This is a genomic window from Pseudomonas sp. GOM7 (genome assembly GCF_026723825.1).
Lineage (GTDB): Bacteria > Pseudomonadota > Gammaproteobacteria > Pseudomonadales > Pseudomonadaceae > Aquipseudomonas.
Genome location: NZ_CP113519.1, coordinates 1,623,435 through 1,646,289, shown reverse-complemented (window position 1 = coordinate 1,646,289; position 22,855 = coordinate 1,623,435). Strand labels below are relative to the sequence as shown.

At 63.0% G+C, this 22,855-nt stretch carries 19 protein-coding genes and 1 pseudogene; 3 read left to right on the top strand and 17 right to left on the bottom strand.

Annotation, left to right across the window (positions count from 1 at the left end; genetic code table 11):
* Positions 1–109 precede the first annotated feature (109 nt).
* The 15 genes from rnhB to rpsB all read right to left on the bottom strand — a co-directional run bounded on the left by rnhB (position 110) and on the right by rpsB (position 14,626).
* The gene (gene rnhB / locus OU800_RS07410; protein WP_268182479.1) at positions 110–727 is read right to left on the bottom strand and encodes a ribonuclease HII; all 618 of its coding nucleotides are present in this window, start codon (positions 725–727) and stop codon (positions 110–112) included.
* On the bottom strand, positions 727–1,860 hold the full coding sequence (gene lpxB, locus OU800_RS07405; RefSeq protein ID WP_268182477.1) for a lipid-A-disaccharide synthase: 1,134 nt from the start codon (positions 1,858–1,860) through the stop codon (positions 727–729). Before lpxB ends, rnhB begins: the two co-directional genes overlap by 1 nt.
* A 116-nt stretch (positions 1,861–1,976) precedes the next feature.
* The gene (lpxA, locus tag OU800_RS07400; protein WP_268182475.1) at positions 1,977–2,753 is read right to left on the bottom strand and encodes an acyl-ACP--UDP-N-acetylglucosamine O-acyltransferase; all 777 of its coding nucleotides are present in this window, start codon (positions 2,751–2,753) and stop codon (positions 1,977–1,979) included.
* Positions 2,750–3,190 (bottom strand): 3-hydroxyacyl-ACP dehydratase FabZ, encoded by a 441-nt coding sequence (gene fabZ, locus OU800_RS07395; RefSeq protein ID WP_268182473.1) that lies wholly within the window; start codon positions 3,188–3,190, stop codon positions 2,750–2,752. Before fabZ ends, lpxA begins: the two co-directional genes overlap by 4 nt.
* Before the next feature lie 47 nt (positions 3,191–3,237).
* On the bottom strand, positions 3,238–4,293 hold the full coding sequence (gene lpxD, locus OU800_RS07390) for a UDP-3-O-(3-hydroxymyristoyl)glucosamine N-acyltransferase (RefSeq protein ID WP_442964738.1): 1,056 nt from the start codon (positions 4,291–4,293) through the stop codon (positions 3,238–3,240).
* Positions 4,294–4,295: 2 nt separating this feature from the next.
* Positions 4,296–4,799: an OmpH family outer membrane protein gene (locus tag OU800_RS07385; RefSeq protein ID WP_268182468.1), complete on the bottom strand. Its 504-nt coding sequence runs from the start codon at positions 4,797–4,799 to the stop codon at positions 4,296–4,298.
* Between the two features lie 36 nt (positions 4,800–4,835).
* The gene (bamA, locus tag OU800_RS07380; RefSeq protein ID WP_268182465.1) at positions 4,836–7,196 is read right to left on the bottom strand and encodes an outer membrane protein assembly factor BamA; all 2,361 of its coding nucleotides are present in this window, start codon (positions 7,194–7,196) and stop codon (positions 4,836–4,838) included.
* A 73-nt stretch (positions 7,197–7,269) separates the two neighbouring features.
* Positions 7,270–8,622 carry a sigma E protease regulator RseP gene (gene rseP, locus OU800_RS07375; protein ID WP_268182464.1) on the bottom strand — a complete coding sequence of 451 codons (1,353 nt, stop codon included), beginning with the start codon at positions 8,620–8,622 and terminating at the stop codon, positions 7,270–7,272.
* Positions 8,623–8,641: 19 nt separating this feature from the next.
* Positions 8,642–9,826 (bottom strand): 1-deoxy-D-xylulose-5-phosphate reductoisomerase, encoded by a 1,185-nt coding sequence (gene ispC, locus OU800_RS07370; RefSeq protein WP_268182463.1) that lies wholly within the window; start codon positions 9,824–9,826, stop codon positions 8,642–8,644.
* The gene (locus OU800_RS07365; protein WP_268182461.1) at positions 9,823–10,638 is read right to left on the bottom strand and encodes a phosphatidate cytidylyltransferase; all 816 of its coding nucleotides are present in this window, start codon (positions 10,636–10,638) and stop codon (positions 9,823–9,825) included. The genes ispC and OU800_RS07365 overlap by 4 nt, the downstream gene beginning before the upstream one ends.
* Positions 10,638–11,384, bottom strand: a complete 747-nt coding sequence (uppS, locus tag OU800_RS07360) for a polyprenyl diphosphate synthase (RefSeq protein ID WP_268182460.1) — start codon at positions 11,382–11,384, stop codon at positions 10,638–10,640. Before uppS ends, OU800_RS07365 begins: the two co-directional genes overlap by 1 nt.
* Positions 11,385–11,401: 17 nt before the next feature.
* Positions 11,402–11,959 (bottom strand): ribosome recycling factor, encoded by a 558-nt coding sequence (frr, locus tag OU800_RS07355; RefSeq protein ID WP_268182459.1) that lies wholly within the window; start codon positions 11,957–11,959, stop codon positions 11,402–11,404.
* Positions 11,956–12,699: a UMP kinase gene (gene pyrH, locus OU800_RS07350; protein WP_268182457.1), complete on the bottom strand. Its 744-nt coding sequence runs from the start codon at positions 12,697–12,699 to the stop codon at positions 11,956–11,958. Before pyrH ends, frr begins: the two co-directional genes overlap by 4 nt.
* 191 nt (positions 12,700–12,890) lie before the next feature.
* On the bottom strand, positions 12,891–13,754 hold the full coding sequence (tsf, locus tag OU800_RS07345) for a translation elongation factor Ts (protein ID WP_268182455.1): 864 nt from the start codon (positions 13,752–13,754) through the stop codon (positions 12,891–12,893).
* Positions 13,755–13,882: 128 nt separating this feature from the next.
* Complete coding sequence (rpsB, locus tag OU800_RS07340; RefSeq protein ID WP_268182453.1) at positions 13,883–14,626, bottom strand: 30S ribosomal protein S2; 744 nt, start codon at positions 14,624–14,626, stop codon at positions 13,883–13,885.
* 257 nt (positions 14,627–14,883) lie between these two features.
* Here rpsB and map point away from each other — a divergent pair, with 257 nt between their 5' ends.
* Both map and OU800_RS07330 read left to right on the top strand, forming a co-directional pair.
* On the top strand, positions 14,884–15,672 hold the full coding sequence (gene map / locus OU800_RS07335; protein WP_268182451.1) for a type I methionyl aminopeptidase: 789 nt from the start codon (positions 14,884–14,886) through the stop codon (positions 15,670–15,672).
* A gap of 64 nt (positions 15,673–15,736) precedes the next feature.
* Positions 15,737–18,436 carry a [protein-PII] uridylyltransferase gene (locus OU800_RS07330; protein WP_268182448.1) on the top strand — a complete coding sequence of 900 codons (2,700 nt, stop codon included), beginning with the start codon at positions 15,737–15,739 and terminating at the stop codon, positions 18,434–18,436.
* 1,071 nt (positions 18,437–19,507) lie between these two features.
* On the opposite strand, the gene OU800_RS24260 is transcribed toward OU800_RS07330, so the two are convergent.
* Positions 19,508–20,272, bottom strand: a complete 765-nt coding sequence (locus OU800_RS24260) for a methyl-accepting chemotaxis protein (RefSeq protein ID WP_442442589.1) — start codon at positions 20,270–20,272, stop codon at positions 19,508–19,510.
* 138 nt (positions 20,273–20,410) lie between these two features.
* A pseudogene (locus OU800_RS24255) lies at positions 20,411–21,211 on the bottom strand (cache domain-containing protein); the annotation flags it as partial.
* A gap of 381 nt (positions 21,212–21,592) precedes the next feature.
* Between OU800_RS24255 and dapC the strand changes: the two are divergent.
* Positions 21,593–22,789: a succinyldiaminopimelate transaminase gene (gene dapC, locus OU800_RS07320; protein WP_268182444.1), complete on the top strand. Its 1,197-nt coding sequence runs from the start codon at positions 21,593–21,595 to the stop codon at positions 22,787–22,789.
* Positions 22,790–22,855 lie beyond the last annotated feature (66 nt).

Sequence of the window (22,855 nt, the reverse complement as noted above, 5' to 3'; positions counted from 1 at the left end):
AGCGGCGATTGTAGCAGTAAGAGCGAGCAGCAAGCTGCAAGCCACAAGCTGCAAGTTCATGGCCCGTGCCCATGCCACGGATTGCACCGGGGCTACGCTGCTTTTGCTCTTAACTTGGAGCTTGCAGCTTGAGGCTTGTAGCTGCTTCTCTGACTGGCGCGAAGGAATGCCGATGGATCGGCGTCGGCCCCAGTCGCTTGAGCGCTTCGAGGTGCACGGGCGTGGGATAGCCCTTGTGCCCGGCGATGCCATAGCCGGGATAGAGCCGATCCATTTCGACCATCTCCCGGTCGCGGCTGACCTTGGCCAGGATCGAGGCAGCGGCGATGGCCGGCACCCGACTGTCGCCCTTGACCACCGGAGCACTGGGCACCGCCAGCCTGGGGCAGCGATTGCCGTCGATCAGCGCCAGCCTGGGTGTAACGCTCAAACCTTCGACCGCGCGCTGCATGGCCAGCATGGTGGCATGCAGGATATTCAGGCGGTCGATCTCCTCCACCTCGGCACGGGCGATGCACCAGGCCAGGGCTTTTTCCCGAATCTCGTCGAACAGCGCCTCACGCCGCGCCTCGCTGAGTTTCTTCGAGTCGTTCAGGCCGATGATCGGCCGTGCCGGATCGAGTACCACCGCCGCCGTCACCACCGCCCCACAGAGCGGGCCACGACCGACTTCGTCGACCCCGGCGACCAGTTCTTCGACCAGGGTGAAATCGAGCCCCAGTTGCATCAGTCACGCCCCGCCAGCTTGAGCACCGCATCGGCCGCCGACACCGAGGCATCGCAGCGCAGCGCACGGTGGATCACATCGAAACCTTCGGTCTGCACCTGGCCGCCATCGATCAAAGGTGCCACGGCCTGAGCCAGCGCCTCTGCCGTCGCCGCATCCTGAATCAGCTCAGGCACCAGCAGGCGCTCGGCCAAGAGGTTGGGCAGGGAGATGTATGGGCTCTTCACCAGGCGCTTGAGAATCCGGTAGGTCATCGGCGCCACGCGGTAAGCCACCACCATCGGCCGCTTGTACAGCAGCGCTTCCAGGGTCGCGGTACCCGAGGCGATCAGCACTGCATCGCAGGCGGCCAGTGCTTCGTGCGAGCGACCGTCGAGCAGAGTCAGCGGCAGATCACGATTGACCAGCATCTGCTCCAGTTGCTGGCGGCGCTCCGGGGTGGCGCAAGGCAGCAGAAAGCGAATACCGGGGCGCAGCGCGCGCAGGCGGATCGCCGCGTCGAGGAACAGCTCGCCAAGCCGGGCCACTTCACCGCCACGGCTGCCTGGCATCAGGGCCACCACGGGCTCGTCCTGCGGCAGGTCCAGCGCTTCGCGCGCAGCGGCACGGTCAGCCTGTTGCGGGATGGCATCGGCCAGCGGATGGCCGACGAAACGCACCGGCACCTGATGAGCGTCGTAGAACTGCGCCTCGAAGGGAAACAGGGTCAGCATCAGGTCACAGGCTTCGCGGATCTTCAGCACCCGCTTCTGCCGCCAGGCCCAGACCGAGGGGCTGACGTAGTGCACGGTCTTGATCCCGGCACGGCGCAGCTTGAGCTCCAGGCCCAGGTTGAAGTCGGGGGCATCGATGCCAATGAACACGTCCGGCTGCGCGGCGATCAGATCACGGGCGAGCTGGCGACGACGGCCGAGCAGCTCGAACAGCCGGCCGAGCACCTCGACCAGCCCCATGACGGCCAGGCGCTCCATGGGGAAATAGGATTTCAGCCCCTCGGCTTCCATGCGCGCGCCGCCGACACCGATGAACTCGGTATCCGGGTGGCGTTGCTTGATGGCCTGCATCAGGCCGGAGCCGAGGATGTCTCCGGACGCCTCACCGGCGACCAGGGCGACGCGAAGAGGTCTGCTCATGGACGTTTGGAACCTGTGGTAAATCTCGCGGGCCAGAGGCAAAGAGGCGGAGTCTACAGGCACTCATGCCCGTTTGGCTCGAACTTGCGCGCGCATCCAGCGGATCGGGCCGCGTCTCAGCGCGTGATGCCGCGCGTGGACGCCTGGATGGAGTCGCGGAAGATCGCCACTTCCGGGAACTGGGCGGCGGACTCGGCCAGCTCGTTCAGCGCTTGCTCCACCGTCAGCCCCTGGCGATAGACCAACTTGTAGGCCCTGCGCAGGGCGGCGATGGCCTCGGCGGAGAAGCCCCGACGACGCATGCCCTCGAAGTTCATGCTGCGTGCCTCGGCCGGGTTGCCGAACACGGTGACGAAGGCCGGAACGTCCTTGCCGATGGCGGTGCCCATGCCGGAGAAGCTGTGCGCGCCGATACGGCAGAACTGGTGCACCAAGGTATAGCCGGACAGGATCGCCCAGTCATCGACCCAGACGTGCCCGGCCAGCGCGGTGTTGTTGACCAGGATGCAGTGGTTGCCGATCACGCTGTCGTGGCCGATATGGGCATAGGCCATGATCAGGTTGTGGTCACCCAGGGTGGTTTCACTGCGATCCTGCACGGTGCCGCGGTGAATGGTGACACCTTCACGGATCACGTTGTGATCGCCGATCACCAGCCGCGTTGGCTCACCCTTGTACTTGAGGTCGGGCGTATCCTCACCCACCGAGGAAAACTGGTAGATGCGGTTGTGCTTGCCAATCACCGTCGGGCCCTTGAGCACCACGTGCGGGCCGATCACCGTACCCTCGCCGATTTCCACATCGGGCCCGACAATGCTCCACGGGCCGACGACGACGTCGTCGGCCAGTCTGGCACTGGGGTCAATGATGGCACGAGGGTCGATCGAACTCATAGCTTGCGATCCGCGCAGATGATTTCAGCGGAGCAGACTTCCTTGCCGTCGACAGTGGCGCGGCACTCGAACTTCCAGATGCTGCGACGATCGCTCAGGTACTTGGCCTCCAGCACGAGCTGGTCGCCCGGCAGTACCGGAGAGCGGAAACGCAGCTTGTCGGAGCCGACGAAGTAGTAGAGGGTACCGTCAGCCGGCTTGATGCCCATCATCTTGAAACCAAGGATACCGGCGGCCTGGGCCATGGCTTCGATGATCAGCACGCCCGGCATGATCGGGTGCTCGGGGAAGTGCCCGTTGAAGAAAGGTTCGTTGATGCTGACATTCTTATAGGCGCGAATCTGCTTGCCTTCGACGTCCAGGTCCACCACACGATCCACCAGTAGGAAAGGATAGCGGTGCGGCAAATATTCACGAATTTCGTTGATGTCCATCATGTCCGGTTAAGCCTGTAAGAAAAGAAAAGAGCACGGTCACACCGTGCTCAGGCATCAGATGAGGCGTTCGCCGTCTGGGTCACGGCGGCGAGCTGTTTTTCCAGCTCGCGTAGACGCTTGGCCATCTCGTCCAACTGACGAATGCGCGCCGCACTCTTCTTCCACTCGCCTGCTGGCTGCATGGCGGTACCGGAAGAATAGGCCCCCGGTTCGGTGATCGAACGGGTCACCATGGTCATGCCGGTGACGAACACGTTGTCGCACACCTCGATATGCCCGACCATGCCGACGCCACCGGCGATCATGCAGTTCCTGCCGATCTTGGTGCTGCCGGAAATGCCGCAGCAGCCGGCCATGGCGGTGTTGTCGCCGATCTGCACGTTGTGCGCGATCATGATCTGGTTATCCAGCTTCACGCCGTTACCGATCAGGGTGTCGGACAACGCGCCACGATCCACCGTGGTGTTGGCGCCGATCTCGACGTCGTCGCCGATGGTCACGCCACCGATCTGCGCGATCTTCTGCCAGACGCCCTTCTCGTTGGCGAAGCCGAAGCCTTCGCCGCCGATCACCGCACCGGACTGGATCACCACGCGCTTGCCGATGCGCACGTCGTGATACAGCGTCACGCGCGGCGCCAGCCAGCCGCCTTCGCCGATCACGCTACGCGCACCGATCACGCAATGCGCGCCGATGCTCACGCCAGCGGCGATCTGCGCCCCGCCCTCGATCACCGCATAGGCGCCGATGCTGGCGCTCGGGTCGACCTGGGCATCGGCCGCGACCTGCGCGGTCGGGTGAATACCGGCAACGGCCTGGGGCTTGCGATCGAACAGATGCGAGAGCTGGGCGTAGGCCAGGTAAGGGTTGGCCACGATAAGGGCATCGCCGGCATAGCCTTCGGCATCGCTCGCGGTGAGCAGCACGGCGCCGGCCTGGGTCTGCGCCAGGAACTTGCGGTACTGCGTATTGGCCAGGAAGCTCAACTGTTCGGGCCTGGCCTCCTGTAAGGTGGCCAGGCCCGTGATGCCCCTGCCTTCGGCGCCACGCAGGGTGGCGCCCAGGCGCTCGGCCAACTGGCCGAGGGTGTAAGTCGCGGTCATGCTCAACGCATCTTGTTCATGCGCTCGATGACCTGGCGGGTGATGTCGTACTGAGGTTTGACATCGATCACCGCACCACGCTCGAGCACCAGGTCGAAGTTGCCGTTCTTGATCACTTCCTCGACGGCCTTGTCCAGGTTCGGCTTGAGCTTGGCCAGCATCTCACGATCAGCGATGGCCTTGGACTCGTTCAGCTCCTTGGACTGGAACTGGAAGTCACGGGCCTTCTGCTTGAATTCCAGCTCCAGGCGCTCACGCTCGGCCTGTTGCATCTTCTCGCCTTCTTTGACCATGCGATCCTGGATGCGCTTGGCATCACTTTCCAGGGTCTTGAGCTTGTTGAGCTGCGGACCGAATTTCTTCTCGGCGTCCACCGCATAACGCTTGGCCGCATCCGACTCGAGCAGGGCCATTTGATAGTTCAGCACGGCCACTTTCATCTCGGCGAACGCCGGGGTGGCGATCAGGGCGACGGTGAACATAACCAGTTGAGTCAACTTACGCACAATGCACTCCTGCAACAAAACTGTTGGCTTTCGGTATTAGAAGGTTTGGCCCAGGGAGAACTGGAAGACCTGAGTTTCGGCATCATTCGGTTTCTTGATCGGCATGGCCAGGCTGAAACTCAGCGGCCCCAACGCGGTAATCCAGGTCAGGCCGACCCCCACGGAGCTGGCCATGCTGCTGAAGTCGATGTTGCAGCTATCACTGATCTTCTTCTGGCTCGACGAGCAATTGGTGTCGAACACGTTACCCACGTCCCAGAACAGCGAGGTACGCAGCGAGCGCTGATCCTTGACGAACGGCAGCGGGAAGAGCATTTCCACCCCACCCTGCACCAGCACGTTACCACCGAACGGCAGCGGATCCTGATCCGGGTCACGCAGGGTGCCGGGCTTGTTGCCGGAGCTCGGCGTGCTGCGCGGACCAAGCGTGCTGTCCTTGAAGCCACGCACGGAGTTGAAACCGCCGGCGTAGTAGTTCTCGTAGAACGGCAACTCGGAGGTGGAGCCGTAGCTGTCACCGTAACCCAGCTCGGTGTGGAAGCGCAGGGTGTAGTTGTCGCTGAGCGGGGTGAACACCTGGCCACGGTAGTCGAGCTTGTAGAACGACAGGTCGCTGCCCGGCAGAGTGGTTTCCAGCACCAGGCTTTGCGAATGGCCGCGGTTGGCCAGCACGCCACGGTTGAGGGTCGACTCGGACCAGCCGATGGAGCCCTTGAAGTTCAGGTAGTTATCGCCTTCCTGCTCGATGAAGTCGAAGATTTCATCGACGGTGTAACGCCCAGTATCGATGGTGTCCTGTTGCGCGGTGAGGCCGTAGGTCAGGCGCGACGTTTCGCTGATCGGGTAACCGATGCTGATACCGGCACCGAGGCTGTCCACCGAGTAGCTGGACACGTCGACATCGAGTTCGTCGTAGTCGGTGGTGCGGTAGAAGGCGTTGTAACCCAGGCTGACGCCATCGACCGTCCAGTAGGGGTCAACGAAGCCGAAGCTGTAACGGGTCTGGTATTCGCTACGGGTCAGGCCGAGGCTGACCTTGTTGCCAGTACCCAGGAAGTTGTTCTGGCTGATGGAGCCACCGAGGATCAAACCGGCGTTCTGGGCGAAACCGACGCTGGCGGTGATGGAACCGGACGGCTGCTCCTCGACGCTGTAGTTGACGTCGATCTGATCGTCGGTACCCGGCACCTGCGGGGTTTCCACGTTGACTTCCTTGAAGAAGCCCAGACGCTCCAGACGCACCTTGGACTGGTCGATCAGGTAGGTGGAAGCCCAGCCACCTTCCATCTGGCGCATCTCGCGGCGCAGCACTTCGTCCTCGGACTTGGTGTTGCCACGGAAGTTGATGCGGTTGACGTAGGCACGCTTGCCCGGATCGACAACGAAGGTGATGGAAACGGTGTTGTCCTCGTCGTGCGCCTGCGGCACGCCGTTGACGTTGGCGAAGGTGTAGCCCTCGTTACCCAGGCGACGGGTGATCAGCTCGCTGGTGGTGGTCATCACCTTGCGCGAGAAGACCTGCCCTTCCTTGACCAGCAGCAGTGCGCGGATCTCTTCTTCCGGCACCTTGAGGTCACCGGAGAGTTTCACGTCACGCACGCTGTACTTCTCACCCTCATCGATGTTGACGGTGATGTAGACGTGCTTCTTGTCCGGGGTGATGGAGACCTGGGTGGAGCTGATGTCCATGTTGATGTAGCCGCGATCCAGGTAATAGGAGCGCAAACGCTCGAGGTCACCGGAGAGCTTTTCGCGGGCGTACTTGTCGTCGTTCTTGAAGAAGGACAGCCAGTTGGTGGTCTTGAGCTCGAACAGATCGCTCAGATCCTCATCGGAGAACACCGTGTTGCCCACCACGTTGATGTGGGAAATGGCGGCGACGGTGCCTTCGTTGATGGTGATCTTCAGCGCCACACGGTTGCGCGGCTGCGGAATCACCTCGGTCTCGATCTCGGCCGAGTAGCGACCCTGGGCCACGTACTGGCGCTGCAGTTCGTTGCGCACGCCTTCGAGGGTGGCGCGCTGGAAGATCTCGCCCTCGGCCAGACCGGACTGGTTCAGGCCCTTGAGCAGGTCTTCGGTGGTGATGGCCTTGTTGCCTTCGATCTCGATGCTGGAAATGGAAGGACGCTCGACCACGGTGACGACCAGCACGTTGCCATCACGGCCGAGCTGGATGTCCTGGAAGAAACCGGTCTTGAACAGCGAGCGGGTAGCGTCGACGAGTTGACTGTCATCGACCTGCTCACCCACGTTGAGCGGCAGAGCACCGAATACGCTTCCGGCGGAGACCCGCTGCAGTCCGTTGACACGTATATCGGAGATGGTGAAGGACTCGGCGTGAACTTCGGCGATCATCAATGCGGACAACACCGCAGGTAGCAGCAGACGTTTCATGAAGTCCTTTCTTATTCCAACTGACGATAAAAAATCTGCCGCACTAGGCGACAGATTTGTAATTCAGCATGGGTTACAGACGACCAAGATCGTTGATCAGAGCCAGCAGCATGACTCCGACGACCAGGCTGATGCCGATCTGCATCCCCCAACCTTGAACCCGCTCAGACAAGGGGCGACCACGCACCCACTCGACCAGATAAAAAAGCAGATGCCCACCATCCAGTACGGGAATGGGCAGCAGATTGAGAACCCCCAGGCTAATGCTCAGGTAGGCGAGGAAATTCAGAAAATCCCCAAGCCCCGACTGAGCTGAAGCGCCCGCCACTTTAGCAATGGTTATCGGCCCGCTCAAGTTTTTTACCGAGAGCTCACCGAACAGCATCTTCTTCAGCGAATCGAGGGTCAGCACGCTCATCGCCCAGGTACGCCGTGCGCCTTCGGCGACGGCTTCGAGCGGCCCGTAGCGCACTTCGCGAAGCATCTCGGGCGGCCACTCGCCACCTTTCACCCCGGCGCCAAGGTAGCCGCTACGGGCCTCCCCATCACCACGGCTAGCCAGGGTCAGCATCACCTCCTGGGCTTGACCGTCACGCTCGAAGCGCAACGTCACCCGCTGATCCGGCATGGCCCGCACCTTGTCCACCACCTGCTGCCAATCCTCCAGCGGCTGGCCGTCAAGCGCCAGCAGGCGATCTCCCGTGCGCAGGCCGGCGGCCTGCGCCGGGCCTTGTGCATCGAGTTCGGCGAGCACCGGCGGCAGTGCCGGGCGCCACGGACGTATGCCCAGCGAGCCGATGGGATCGGGCTCATCCGCCCCCCGCAGCCAATTGTTCAATTGCACCTGCTTGACCGACTCGACCGTCGAGCCAGGCTCGCGCACGCCGATATTCAGGGTGCCACTCTCGCCCAGACGGCGCACCAGTTGCAGATTGATCGGTGCCCAGCCGGTCACGGCCTCACCATTGACCGAAACGATTTCCTGTCCGGCATGCAGGCCAGCCGCTGCGGCCAGGCTGCCCTGCTCCACCGCACCGATGACCGGGCGCACCTGCTGGCTGCCGAGCATGGCCACGGCCCAGAAAAACACCAGGGCGAGGAGGAAGTTGGCGATGGGACCGGCCGCGACGATGGCGATGCGCTGCCCCACCGTCTTGCGATTGAAGGCCTGATCGAGCAAGGCGGCTGGCACCTCGCCTTCGCGCTCGTCGAGCATCTTCACGTAGCCACCCAGCGGGATGGCGGCGATGACGAATTCGGTTCCCTGACGGTCGTGCCAGCGCACCAGTGGGCTGCCGAAACCGACGGAGAAACGCAGCACCTTGACGCCACAGCGCCGCGCCACCCAGAAATGGCCGAATTCGTGAAAGGTCACCAGCACACCCAGCGCGATCAGGGTGCCTACCAACATGTACAGCGCACTCATTTCTTCTCTCCATCCCGCCTCAACGGCGGGCAAGCCACTGCAGGGCCAGCTCACGCGCCTGGCGATCAGCCGCCAGCACGATATCGAGCGCTTCGACCACCTGCGCTGCCTGAGCGTTCAGGACGCTCTCGATCATACGCGCTATCTCGGTGAAGCGAATGCGCCGCTGCAGAAAGGCCTCGACCGCCACCTCGTTGGCCGCATTGAGCATCGCCGGCGCGGTGCCCCCTGCCTGCGCGGCCTCGCGGGCCAGGCGCAGGCAGGGAAAGCGTGTCTCGTCCGGGCGCTGGAAATCCAGGCGACCGACGGCGAACAGGTCCAGCGGCGCGACGCCGGAGTCGATGCGCTGCGGCCAGGCCAGAGCATGGGCGATGGGCGTGCGCATATCGGGGTTGCCCAACTGTGCCAGCACCGAGCCATCGATGTAGTCGACCAGCGAATGGATCACGCTCTGGCGGTGGATCACCACCTCGATCTGCTCGGGCCTGGCATCGAACAACCAGCAGGCCTCGATCAGCTCCAGGCCCTTGTTCATCATGCTCGCCGAATCGACGGAAATCTTGCGCCCCATGGACCAGTTGGGGTGTGCACAGGCCTGCTCGGGGGTAACCTGCTCCAGCTCAGCCAATGGCGTTTCGCGGAACGGCCCACCGGAAGCGGTAAGCAGCACGCGGCGCACGCCCACCGGCGCCAAGCCACGTGCATAGTCGTGCGGCAGGCACTGGAAGATGGCATTGTGCTCACTGTCGATGGGCAGCAAGGTGGCGCCGCTATCACGTACCGCCTGCATGAACAGGGCACCGGACATCACCAGCGCTTCCTTGTTGGCCAGCAGCACCTTCTTGCCAGCCTGAACGGCCGCCAAGGTCGGTTTGAGACCAGCCGCACCGACGATGGCCGCCATGACCACATCCACCTCGGCATGATAGGCGACGGTGCACAGCCCCTGCTCGCCCATAAGCACCTCGGTGCTCAGGCCGGCATCGCGCAGCGCGAAGCGCAACGGCTGCGCCGCCTGCTCATCCGGCACCACGACGAAAGCCGGGCGGTGCTGCAGGCACAGCGCCTGCAGCTCGCTCAGACGAGTGAAGCCAGTCAGAGCGAAGACCTGATAACGTTCGGGATGACGCGCGATGACGTCCAGGGTGCTCAGACCGATGGAGCCGGTCGCCCCCAGCACGGTGATGCGCTGCACGCCACTCACAGCGAACCCCAGCCGGCCAGCCAGAGCAGTGCCGCGAACAGCGGAATGGCCGCCGTCAGGCTATCGATACGATCCAGCACGCCGCCATGCCCCGGCAGCAGGTTGCTGCTGTCCTTGATCCCGGACTGGCGCTTGAACATGCTCTCGGTGAGATCACCAACCACCGACACCATCACCACCAGCGCCGCACCCAGCAGCGCCAGCACCAGCGAGCCAACGCTCCAGCCCTGCTGCAGGCCGACCAGCAAGGTGATCAGCAGGCTGGCAGCGAGACCACCGTAGAAACCTTCCCAGCTCTTGCCAGGGCTGACCCGCGGCGCCAGCTTGCGCTTGCCGAAGGCCTTGCCGGAGAAATACGCGCCGATATCGGCCCCCCAGACCAGCAGCATGACGGCGATGATCAGACCGTTGGCCTGCGGCCATTGTTTGAGCAACACCAACCCCTGCCAGGCCGGCAGGAGGATCAGCAGACCGATCAACAGACGGCCAGGCAAGCCACCCCAGTAACGACTGCTATCGGGATAGCCGAGCACCAGCCAGGTCGCGGCCACCCACCAGAGCACCGCCAGCGCCAGGATCAATGGCGCCAGGCCAGGCAATAGATAGAGCACTGCCAGCAGCAAGGCGACAACCGCTGCATAGGCGACGCGCAGCCCCTGCGACTCGAAGCCCGCCAGGCGTGCCCACTCCCAGGCCCCCAGACTGACCACCGCACCGATGAACAGGGCGAACGCCAGGCCATCGAGGAGGAAAAAGCCGCCCAGGGCGATGGGTAGCAGCACCAGTGCCGTGATGATTCGTTGCTTCAACATCAGGAGCGCGCCTCGGCTGCCACCTGCTCGCTGGTCTTGCCGAAGCGACGCTGGCGGGTAGCGAAATCGGCCAGCGCCTTGCGCATGGCCTCATGCTTGAAATCCGGCCAGTACAGGTCGGAGAAGTACAGCTCGCTGTAAGCCAACTGCCAGAGCAGGAAGTTGCTGATGCGATGCTCGCCACCGGTACGAATGCACAGATCCGGCAACGGCATGTCGCCGGTGGCCAGACAGCCCTGCAGCACCTCCGCACTGATTTCCTCGGGCAGCAGATGCCCGGCCTGCACCTCACGCGCCAGGCGCTGAGTGGCCTGAACGATGTCCCACTGGCCGCCATAGTTGGCGGCGATCTGCAGGGTGAAGCGGCGCTTGCCGGCGGTCAGCGCCTCGGCCTCGCGCATGGCGGCCTGCAGCTCGGGATGAAAGCGTGAGCGATCACCGATGATGCGCAAGGCGATGTCGTTGTCCAGCAGCTTCTTCGCCTCACGCCGCAGCGCACCGAGGAATAGCTCCATCAGCGCCCCGACTTCATCGGCGGGACGCTGCCAGTTCTCGCTGGAAAAGGCGAACAGCGTCAGCACCTCGACGCCCGACTCGGCACATACCTCGATCACCGCGCGCACCGCGTCGACCCCGGCCTTGTGCCCGGCCACACCTGGCAACAGGCGCTTTCTGGCCCAGCGGTTGTTGCCATCCATGATGATGGCGACGTGCCTCGGCACTGCCCCCTGCTTGTTCTTATCCATGTCGGAAGCCTGTGCGATCAAACGGCCATCAGGTCTTTTTCCTTGACCTCCAGAGCCTTGTCGACATCGGCAATGAACTTGTCGGTGATCTTCTGCAGCTCGTCAGCGGCACGACGCTCTTCGTCCTCGCTGATTTCCTTGGCCTTGGCCAGCTTCTTCAGCTCGGCCAGAGCGTCACGGCGCACGTTGCGCACGGCGACCTTGGCGTCTTCGGCCACACCACGCGCCTGCTTGGTGTAGCCCTTGCGGGTCTCCTCGGTCAGGGCAGGCATCGGCACGCGGATGGTGGTACCGGCGCTGGATGGGTTCAGGCCCAGGTCGGAAGTCAGGATGGCCTTTTCGATGGCGGCGCTGAGGTTCTTGTCGTGAGCGACGATCTTCAGGGTACGGGCATCTTCGACGGTGATCGCAGCCACCTGGTTGAGCGGCATCTCGCTACCCCAGGCCGGCACCTTGACGCTGTCGAGAATGCTCGGGTGAGCACGACCCGTGCGGATGGACGCCAGGTTACGATCCAGCGATTCCAGGGATTTGCCCATACGCTCCTGAGCGTCTTTCTTGATGTCGTTGATCATTGTGCTTCCTCCTCGATCAGGGTTCCTTCGGCGCCGCCTACCACCACGTTAAGCAGGGCGCCCGGCTTGTTCATGTTGAAGACCCGCAGCGGCATCTTGTGATCGCGGCACAGGCAGATGGCGGTCAGATCCATCACCCCCAGCTTGCGATCGAGCACCTCGTCATAGGTCAGGCGCTCGAACTTCTCGGCATGCGGATCCTTGAACGGGTCGGCAGTGTACACGCCATCGACCTTGGTCGCCTTCAGTACCACGTCGGCATCGATCTCGATGGCGCGCAGGCAGGCGGCCGAATCGGTGGTGAAGAAGGGGTTGCCGGTGCCGGCGGCGAAGATCACCACCTCGCCGGTCTTGAGGTGGCGCATGGCCTTGCGGCGGTCATAGTGATCGGTCACGCCGACCATGGAGATCGCCGACATGACGATGGCCGGGATGTTCGAGCGCTCCAGGGCGTCACGCATGGCCAGGGCGTTCATCACCGTGGCCAGCATGCCCATATGGTCGCCGGTGACGCGATCCATACCGGCAGCGGACAGCGCCGCGCCACGGAACAGGTTGCCGCCACCGATCACCAGGCCGACCTGCACGCCGATGCCGACCAGTTGGCCGACTTCCAGCGCCATGCGATCGAGCACCTTGGGATCGATGCCGAAATCTTCCGAGCCCATCAGGGCCTCGCCGCTGAGTTTGAGCAGAATGCGTTTGTAGCGAGGTTGGCGACCAGTCGTCTGCTGAGCCATTGCAAGTCTCTCCTGCGGCGATGTGTGTTCTGGGCGCAGCGTGCCTTAGGCACGGCTGCTATCTGGCACTTTGACAGTGCCGGCGGCCGTTCGTTGGAGCGGCCGCCATAATCATTCTTACCCCTTATTCGGCAAAGAGGCCGCCCGCGCAAACGGGCAGCCTCTTTGGGGGTACATACCGGAAAAACCGCTTACTGCTTGCTGGCAGCAACCTGAGCGGCCACTTCGGCAGCGAAGTCGGTCTCGGCCTTCTCGATGCCCTCGCCCACTTCGTAACGCACGAAGGAAACGACTTCGGCACCGGCTTTCTTCACCAGATCACCGACCTTGACTTCCGGGTCCATGATGAAGGCTTGCTCAACCAGGCTGGCTTCGGCCAGGAACTTGGCGATACGGCCCTTGACCATGTTCTCGACGATGTTTTCCGGCTTGCCGGCGATCTTCTCGGCATTGAGCTGCAGGAAGATTTCCTTCTCCTTGGCAACCAGCTCCTCGGACACCTGATCCGGGGAAACCACAGCCGGGTTGGAGGCAGCAACGTGCATGGCAACGTGCTTGGCCAGTTCGTCGTTACCGCCCTTCAGAACGACCAGAACACCGATACGGTGGCCGTGCAGGTAGGCACCCACGGTGTCACCGGTCACAGCGGTCAGACGACGGATGTTGACGTTCTCGCCGCACTTGGCGACCAGAGCTTCACGAGCCGGCTCGCGGGAAGCGATCAGCGGAGCAGCTTCGGTCAGGTTCTTCTCGAAGGCTTCGTCCAGGCTTTCCTTGACGAAGGCCTTGAAGTCGTCCTGCAGAGCCAGGAAGTCGGTCTGCGAGTTGACTTCGATGATCAGGCCACGGCCACCTTCGACGCGCACGGCGATGGAGCCTTCGGCAGCGATGTTGCCAGCCTTCTTGGCGGCCTTGATGGCGCCGGAAGCACGCATGTCATCAATGGCTTTTTCGATGTCGCCACCAGCAGCAACCAGGGCCTTCTTGCATTCCATCATGCCTTGGCCGGTACGCTCGCGCAGTTCTTTGACCAGGGCTGCAGTAATCTCTGCCATCTTGAAAATCCTCTCGGTAGGTCTTCAACCATTCACCCGTCAGGCGGGTGAGCAAATCTGTGAGTGGCAAAAAGGGGGCCTAGCCCCCTTCTTGCTCAGCACGCACGCTATATGAGCGACGTTACTGCTTAGCCTTCGGCAGCTTCGGCAGCCGGGGCTTCTTCGATGAACTCTTCGGTGGCACCGCCAGCGTTGCTGCGACCACGGATCACGGCGTCAGCCATGGCACCCATGTACAGCTGGATGGCGCGGATGGCGTCGTCGTTACCCGGGATGATGTAGTCAACGCCTTCCGGGCTGCTGTTGGTATCGACGATGCCGATGACCGGGATGCCCAGCTTGTTGGCTTCGGTGATGGCAATGCGCTCGTGGTCGACGTCGATCACGAACAGCGCGTCCGGCAGGCCGCCCATGTCCTTGATACCACCCAGGCTGCGATCCAGTTTTTCCAGATCACGGGTACGCATCAGAGCTTCTTTCTTGGTCAGCTTGGCGAAGGTGCCGTCCTGGGACTGGGTTTCCAGCTCGCGCAGGCGCTTGATCGAAGCACGGATGGTCTTGTAGTTGGTCAGCATGCCGCCCAACCAGCGGTGATCGACGAACGGCGAGCCGCAACGAGCCGCTTCTTCGCGAACGATCTTGCCAGCGGAACGCTTGGTGCCAACGAACAGGATCTTGTTCTTGCCAGCAGCCAGCTTTTCAACGAACGACAGGGCGTCGTTGAACATCGGCAGGGTTTTTTCGAGGTTGATGATGTGAATCTTGTTACGCGCACCGAAAATGTACTTGCCCATTTTCGGGTTCCAGTAACGGGTCTGGTGGCCGAAGTGCACACCGGCCTTCAGCATATCGCGCATGTTGACTTGGGACATGATAGTTCCTTGATAAGTCGGGTTAGGCCTCCACGTATCCCAGCTTCCAACCCCCGAACTTGTCGAAGGGCACCCAGGAAACCGTGTCGATACGTGTGTGGGTTTGAGCTTTCGGGCATGCTGCCCGTAAAGCGGCGCGTTTTATACCATAAAGAGCAGCCATAAGCTACAAGCCTCAAGCAGCAAGCCTGCCTGTAGCCTGTAGCCCGTAGCTGTTAATATGAGCGCCTTTTTCCGTGAGTACCCGAGAGCTGGCTATGACCGTCACCATCAAATCCGCCGAAGAAATCGAGAAAATGCGCGTCGCCGGCCGCCTGGCCGCCGAGGTGCTGGAGATGATCGGCGAACACGTCAAGCCGGGCGTGACCACCGAAGAGCTCGACCGCATCTGCCATGACTATATCGTCAACGTGCAGCAGGCCATCCCCGCACCGCTCAACTACAGGGGCTTTCCCAAGTCGATCTGCACCTCGATCAACCATGTGGTGTGCCACGGCATCCCCAACGACAAGCCGCTCAAGGACGGCGACGTGCTGAACATCGACATCACCGTGATCAAGGACGGCTACCACGGCGACACCAGCAAGATGTTCATGGTCGGCAAGGTGGCCGAATGGGCCGAGCGCCTGGCCAAGGTCACCCAGGAGTGCATGTATAAAGGCATCGAGCTGGTCAAACCGGGCGCGCGCCTGGGCGATATTGGCGAAGTGATCCAGAAGCACGCCGAGAAGAACGGTTTCTCCGTGGTGCGTGAGTACTGCGGCCATGGTATCGGCGCGGTGTTCCACGAGGAGCCGCAGGTGCTGCACTACGGCAAGGCCGGCACTGGCATGGAGCTCAAGGAAGGCATGACCTTCACCATCGAGCCGATGATCAACCAGGGCCGCCCGGAAACCCGCCTGCTCGGCGACGGCTGGACCGCCATCACCAAGGATCGCAAGCTGTCGGCGCAGTGGGAGCACACCGTGCTGGTCACCGCCGATGGCTATGAGATCCTCACCCTGCGCAGCGACGACAGCATCGCGCGCACCTCGTCCGGGCAGTGATCGCAACACCATGAAATCAAGTGGTGCGCACAGCGTACCCTGGCTTATATAGGAAGGCGCCGGCATGCCGCAGATGGATACCGAACTGTTCGACCGTGGCCAGTTCCAGGCCGAACTGGCACTCAAATCCAGCCCCATCGCCGCCTTCAAGAAAGCCATCCGCCAGGCGCATGAAGTACTCGACTCGCGCTATCGGGCCGGCCGCGAGATCCGCCGCCTGGTGGAGGATCGCGCCTGGTTCGTCGACCAGATCCTGCAGGAAGCCTGGAAGCGCTTTAGCTGGTGCGAGGATGCCGACATCGCCCTGCTCGCCGTCGGCGGCTATGGTCGCGGCGAGCTGCACCCCTACTCCGACATCGACCTGCTGATTCTGCTCGACAGCAGTGACCATGAGATTTTCCGTGAGCCCATCGAAGGCTTCCTCACCCTGCTCTGGGACATCGGCCTGGAAGTCGGCCAGAGCGTGCGCAGTGTCGACGAATGCGCCGAAGAGGCCCGCGCCGACCTGACGGTAATCACCAACCTGATGGAAAGCCGCACCATCGCCGGCCCCGAACACCTGCGCCAACGCATGCAGCAGGTCACCAGCCCCGAGCAGATGTGGCCGAGCAAGCACTTCTATCTGGCCAAGCGCGAGGAGCGCAAGGCACGCCACGGCAAGTACAACGACACCGAATACAACCTCGAACCCAACGTCAAGGGTTCGCCCGGCGGCCTGCGCGACATCCAGACCATTCTCTGGGTCGCCCGCCGCCAGTTCGGCACGCTCAACCTGCAGGCCCTGGTCAGCCATGGCTTCCTGCTGGAGAGCGAATACGCCCTGCTCGCCTCCAGCCAGGAGTTCCTGTGGAAGGTGCGCTACGCCCTGCACATGCTCGCCGGACGCGCAGAGGATCGCCTGCTGTTCGATTATCAAGTGAAGATCGCCGCCCTGTTCGGCTACAAGGATGGCGACGGCAAGCGCAGCATCGAACACTTCATGCAGAAGTACTACCGCGTAGTCATGGGCATTTCCGAATTGTCGGATCTGCTCAACCAGCACTTCGAGGAAGTCATCCTGCGCGCTGCCGAAAGCAGCCAGTGCACACCGCTGAACAGCCGCTTCCAGGTGCGTGACGGCTACATCGAGGCCATCCACCCCAACATCTTCAAGCGCACCCCCTTCGCCATCCTCGAGATCTTTGTGCTGATGGCCCAACATCCGGAAATCAAGGGCGTGCGCGCCGGCACCATTCGCCTGCTGCGCGACAGCCGCCACCTGATCGACGACGATTTCCGCAAGGATATCCGCAACACCAGCCTGTTCATCGAGCTGTTCAAGTGCAAGGAGGGCATTCACCGCAACCTGCGGCGGATGAACCGCTACGGCATTCTCGGTCGCTACCTGCCGGAGTTCGGCGATATCGTCGGGCAGATGCAGCACGACCTGTTCCACATCTATACGGTCGACGCGCACACCCTCAACCTGATCAAGCACCTGCGCAAGTTCCGCTGGCCGGAGCTGGCGGAGAAATTCCCGCTGGCCAGCAAGATCATCGAGCGCCTGCCAAAGCCCGAGCTGATCTACCTGGCCGGGCTCTACCATGACATCGGCAAGGGCCGTGGCGGCGACCACTCCGAACTGGGCGCGCTGGATGCCGAGGCCTTCGCCCGTCGCCACCACCTGCCGGCCTGGGACAGCGCGCTGATCGTCTGGCTGGTGCAGCACCACCTGGTGATGTCCACCACCGCACAGCGCAAGGATCTCTCCGACCCACAGGTGATCCACGACTTCGCCCAGTTCGTCGGCGACCAGACCCACCTGGAATACCTCTACGTGCTGACTGTGGCCGACATCAACGCCACCAACCCCAGCCTGTGGAACTCCTGGCGCGCCAGCCTGCTGCGCCAGCTCTACACCGAAACCAAGCGCGCCCTGCGTCGAGGCCTGGAAAACCCGGTGGATCGTGAAGAACAGATTCGCCAGACGCAGAACGCCGCTCTGGACACCCTGGTGCGCAGCGGCACCGACCCGGACGATGCCGAGCAGCTCTGGAGCCAGCTCGGCGACGACTACTTCCTGCGCCATACCGCCAGCGACGTGGCCTGGCACACCGATGCCATCCTCCAGCATCCCGACGATGGCGGGCCACTGGTGCTGATCAAGGAAACCACCCAGCGCGAGTTCGAGGGTGGCACGCAGATCTTCATCTATGCCCCCGACCAGCACGACTTCTTCGCCGTGACGGTGGCGGCGATGAGCCAGCTCAATCTGAGCATTCACGATGCGCGAATCATCACCTCCACCAGCCAGTTCACCCTCGATACCTACATCGTGCTGGATGCCGACGGCAGTTCGATCGGCAACAACCCGGCGCGTATCGAACAGATTCGCGAGGGCCTGATCACCGCCCTGCGCAACCCCGACGACTACCCCACCATCATCCAGCGCCGGGTGCCGCGCCAGCTCAAGCACTTCGCCTTCGCCCCGCAGGTGACCATCCACAACGATGCGCAGCGCCCGGTGACCATACTCGAACTCACCGCACCGGATCGCCCCGGCCTGCTGGCGCGTATCGGGCGCATCTTCGTCGAATATGACCTGTCGCTGCAGAACGCCAAGATCGCCACGCTCGGCGAGCGGGTCGAGGACGTGTTCTTCATCACCGACGACAAGGGTCAGCCGCTGTCGGATCCAGAGTTCTGCGCGCGCCTGCAGGAGGCGATCATCGCCAAGCTTTCGGAGCCCAGCACGCCCAGCCCGGCGCAGAGCATTACCTTCTGAGGGGGGCTGTCGCGTCGCGGATCTATCGGCCCATGGCCGCCAGCATCGCGAATGAACTCGCCTGCAAAAGGGTTCTTCGCGGAATCTCGGGAAAGGCGGTCTTGATACTGGACTGGCAAATTTGTGTGTTGTTTGGTGTTCTGGACGCCGCTGCGGTGTATTAAGAGATTCCGGGTTTCGCCCCCTCGGGCGACTCACTTTTCTTTGAACTGCGCAAAGAAAAGTAAGCAAAAGAAACGCCCCCCCGCCATCCGGAACTAGGCGTCCCCGTCATGCTTCGCTCGACTCCCCTCACTCCGGCACCGCTCCGGGGTCAGCTTGCAAGGGCCATCCATGGCCCTTCAAGCCTCTCGTGGCATCCATGCCACTCGCCCCCTGCGCAATGCCTGCGTTCGGCCTCCTGAAGGGGGCATTTGCGCGCCTGAACGGACATCGGTTCCGGGCATGCCCGGCGTGCTCTGGTAACAGTGGAACCATGACGTGGCCGCCGGGTTAAACCAAAACTTTCATTCGCGTAGTTTCATTCGCTTGAATAGCTTGCCGGCTTCCAGCCGGCATCCCGGTCAGCCCTAAGGCTGACCCATGTTCAAGCACTCCACGCTAATTCTGGGTTACCTAGGGTTCAGGCGCGTGCAGAGCCCGCCCAGGAGGGGGAGCGGAATCGTTGTGGAAGAGGTCGAGCGGCATGGATGCCGCGAGAGCCGCGATGGGCCATGGATGGCCCACCGTCGGTGGGCCGCATCCGGTCGGGCCTCTGGAGCGGCGATGGAGTGAGCGAACCCTGGCGCAGCCAGGGCCGGATGAAAGGGCGGAGGTTTTGGTTACTTTTGCCCCAAAAGTGACTCGCCCGGGAGGGCGAAATCAGAAACATCAACAAAAACGCGGCAATCCGGAACAGGCATCAGAAAAACCAACACACAAACTTGCCAGTCCGGTATCAACCAAACTTACCCCCAGCCCCTCTGCCGTAAACGGGAGAGGGGAGCCAAACACGGACAGCCTTAACTGACTGGCATTAGGCGCCAAGGCCACCAACATCGCGAACGAATTCGCCCCCAAAGGCAGACAGCCTCAAATCCTGAAGCTGTCCACCAGGTGCTTGAGCCGCCCGACCTGCTGATCCAGCTCGGTACAGGCACTGAGGCTGGCCTGCAGGTTGCGCACGCCATCCTGGTTCAGGGTGTTGATCTCGGTGATGTCCATGTTCAGGCTCTCGATCACCGAGGTCTGCTCCTCGGTAGCGGTGGCCACCGACTGGTTCATGCCGTCGATCTCGCCGATGCGCTGGGTCACGCCACGCAGGTTCTCCCCGGCCTGGCCGCCGATGCGCACGCTGTCCTCGCTGAAACGCCGGCTCTCGGTCATGGTCGCCACGGCATCGCGGGCACCAGCCTGGAGCTGTTCGATCATCTGCTGGATCTCCTGCGCCGAGCTCTGCGTGCGCTGGGCCAGGTTACGCACCTCGTCGGCCACCACGGCGAAACCACGCCCAGCCTCGCCGGCGCGGGCGGCCTCGATGGCGGCATTGAGCGCGAGCAGGTTGGTCTGCTCGGAAATACCCTTGATCACGTCGAGAATCTGGCCGATGTCGTTGCTCTTCTCGCTGAGCAGCTCGATATGGTTGCCGGACGCCTGGATCTTCTCCGACAGGTCGCCCATCGCCGCCAGGGTGCGCTCGACCATGCCCTGCCCTTCCTCGGCATTGCGCCGTGCCTCGCTGGCCTGTTGCGAGGCATCAGCGGCGTTGCGGGCGATTTCCTGGGCAGCAGCGCCCAGCTCGTTGATCGCCGCCGCCACGCTGTCGGTGCGCGCCGCCTGCTCGCTGGAGTTACCCATGGAGGCGTTGGAGGCCTGTACCACGGTCGTGACACGCTCGTGCACCTCACGAGTGGTCGAGGCCACTTCACGGATCGACTCGTGGATACGCTCGACGAAACGGTTGAAGGCCCCGGCCAGTTCGCCGAACTCGTCGCCGGAGGCGATCTTCAGGCGCTGAGTCAGATCCCCCTCGCCTTCGGCGATGCCGCTCATGGCATGGCTCATCACGTGCAGCGGGCGCAGCAGAATGCGGATCAGCATGCCGAGCAGCAGGAGAATCGCCACCACGCCGATGATGGTCGCCATCAACGCGGACAGGCGCGACTCACGCAGGGCCGCGAACGCCTTGCTCTCGTCCACCGACAGGCCGACGTACCAGCGCACCCCAGTAAGCCCCTGCACCGGCTGGAAGGTGACGATACGGGCGCTGCCATCGACGCCTGTGGTGTTCTGCAGGCTGGATTCCAGACGCGGCGTTGCCTCGGGGTAAAGCTCCGGCAGCTTCTTCAGCACCAGGCTCTTGTCCGGATGCACCAGCACCGTGCCCTGCTCGTCCACCAGGAAGGCGTAGCCCATGCCGCCCAGGTCGAAGGAGTTGAGGATGTCGTCGATGGTCTGCAGCTTGAGATCGCCGCCCACCACGCCCCGCAAGCTGCCGCCCGCGCTGACCGGGCGAGTAATGGTGATCAGCAGCCCGTCACGCGGGTCGGCCGCCAGGTAGGGCGCGGTCAGGCCCGGGCCACTGCTGCCCACGGCACTCTTGTACCAGGGGCGCTGACGCGGGTCGTAGCCGGCCGGCAGCTCGCTCGGCGGAAACTGGGTGTAAGTGCCATCGGCCTGGCCGTAATAGGCATAGAGAAAGGCCGAGGCGATGCTGCGGTGTTGCAGATTACGCGCCAGCATCTCGGGCGAACTGTCGTCCTGCACCGACTCGGCGAGGTTGTCCAGCAACTGCATGCGCCCATCCAGCCAGTGCTGAATGTTGCCAGTGGAAACCAGGCCGACATCGTGCAGGTAGTTGGCCAGGTTGTGGCGAATCGAGGTGCGCTGCAGGTAGTCGTTGTACAGGGCGAAGGACGCGAAGGCCGCGATGACCACCAGGGAAGCAGCCAGCATGATCTTGTGGCTGAACTTGAGGGTGCGCATAAGGAGAGTCTCGTGGGAAAATTTTACGCTCAGGCTATCGGCACTATGTGAATACTCTTGAATCGCTCGAGCGTCAGCATTGTTGACCTAAACCAGCGTAAAACGGACAGCCAGCGGAATTTTCCTCGGCGCGCGCGCCATGCTAGTGTCGGCAGCTTTGTCGCCGCCTTCCACAGGACACGTCGGATCACCATGAACCACGCCCTCGCCCAGTTGCAGCCCTACCCGTTCGAGAAACTCCGCGCCCTGCTCGCCGATGCGCAGCCCGCCGCCGACCGCGCGCCCATCGCCCTGTCCATTGGCGAGCCCAAGCATCGCTCGCCGGACTTCGTCGCCCAGGCGCTGACCGCCAACCTCGACAAACTGGCGGTGTACCCGACCACCCTGGGTCTGCCGGAACTGCGCCAGAGCATCGCCGCCTGGTGCGAGCGCCGCTTCGGCGTGCCCGCAGGCTGGCTGGATGCGGCGCGCCACGTGCTGCCGGTCAACGGCACCCGCGAAGCGCTGTTCGCCTTCACCCAGGCGGTGGTCGACCGCGATGCCCAGGGCCTGGTGGTCAGCCCCAACCCCTTCTACCAGATCTATGAAGGCGCGGCCTTTCTCGCTGGCGCTGAACCGCACTACCTGCCGTGCCTGGAAGACCATGGCTTCAACCCGGACTTCGATGCCGTGCCGACGGAGGTCTGGCAGCGCTGCCAGATCCTGTTCCTGTGCTCGCCAGGCAACCCCACCGGCGCGCTGATCCCGCTGGAAACCCTGAAGAAGCTGATCGCCCTGGCCGACGAGCACGATTTCGTCATCGCCGCCGACGAGTGCTACAGCGAGCTGTATTTCGACGAGGACGCACCACCGCCCGGCCTGCTCAGCGCCTGCGCCGAGCTGGGCCGCCGCGATTTCGCACGCTGCGTGGTGTTCCACAGCCTGTCCAAACGCTCCAATCTGCCGGGCTTGCGCTCGGGCTTCGTGGCCGGCGATGCCGAGATTCTCAAGCACTTTCTGCTCTATCGCACCTACCACGGCTGCGCCATGCCGGTGCAGACCCAGCTCGCCAGCGTCGCCGCCTGGAACGACGAAGCGCACGTGCGCGCCAACCGCGACCTGTACCGCGAGAAGTTCGATGCCGTACTGAAAATCCTGGCCCCGGTGATGGACGTGCAACGCCCGGATGGCGGCTTCTACCTCTGGGCCCGCACGCCGGGCGACGATACACAGTTCACCCGCGAGCTCTTCGTGGCCGAACACGTCACCGTGGTGCCGGGCTCCTACCTATCGCGTGAGGTGGATGGCGTCAACCCGGGGGCTGGGCGCGTGCGCATGGCCCTGGTCGCGCCGCTGGCCGAGTGCATCGAAGCGGCCGAGCGCATCGCGCGATTCATTCGTAGCGCCTGAGTCGGGTCGATAGCGTGCCATCTTGCGGGCGATCCCTCTCGCCCGCATAGCGAATTCATTCACGAT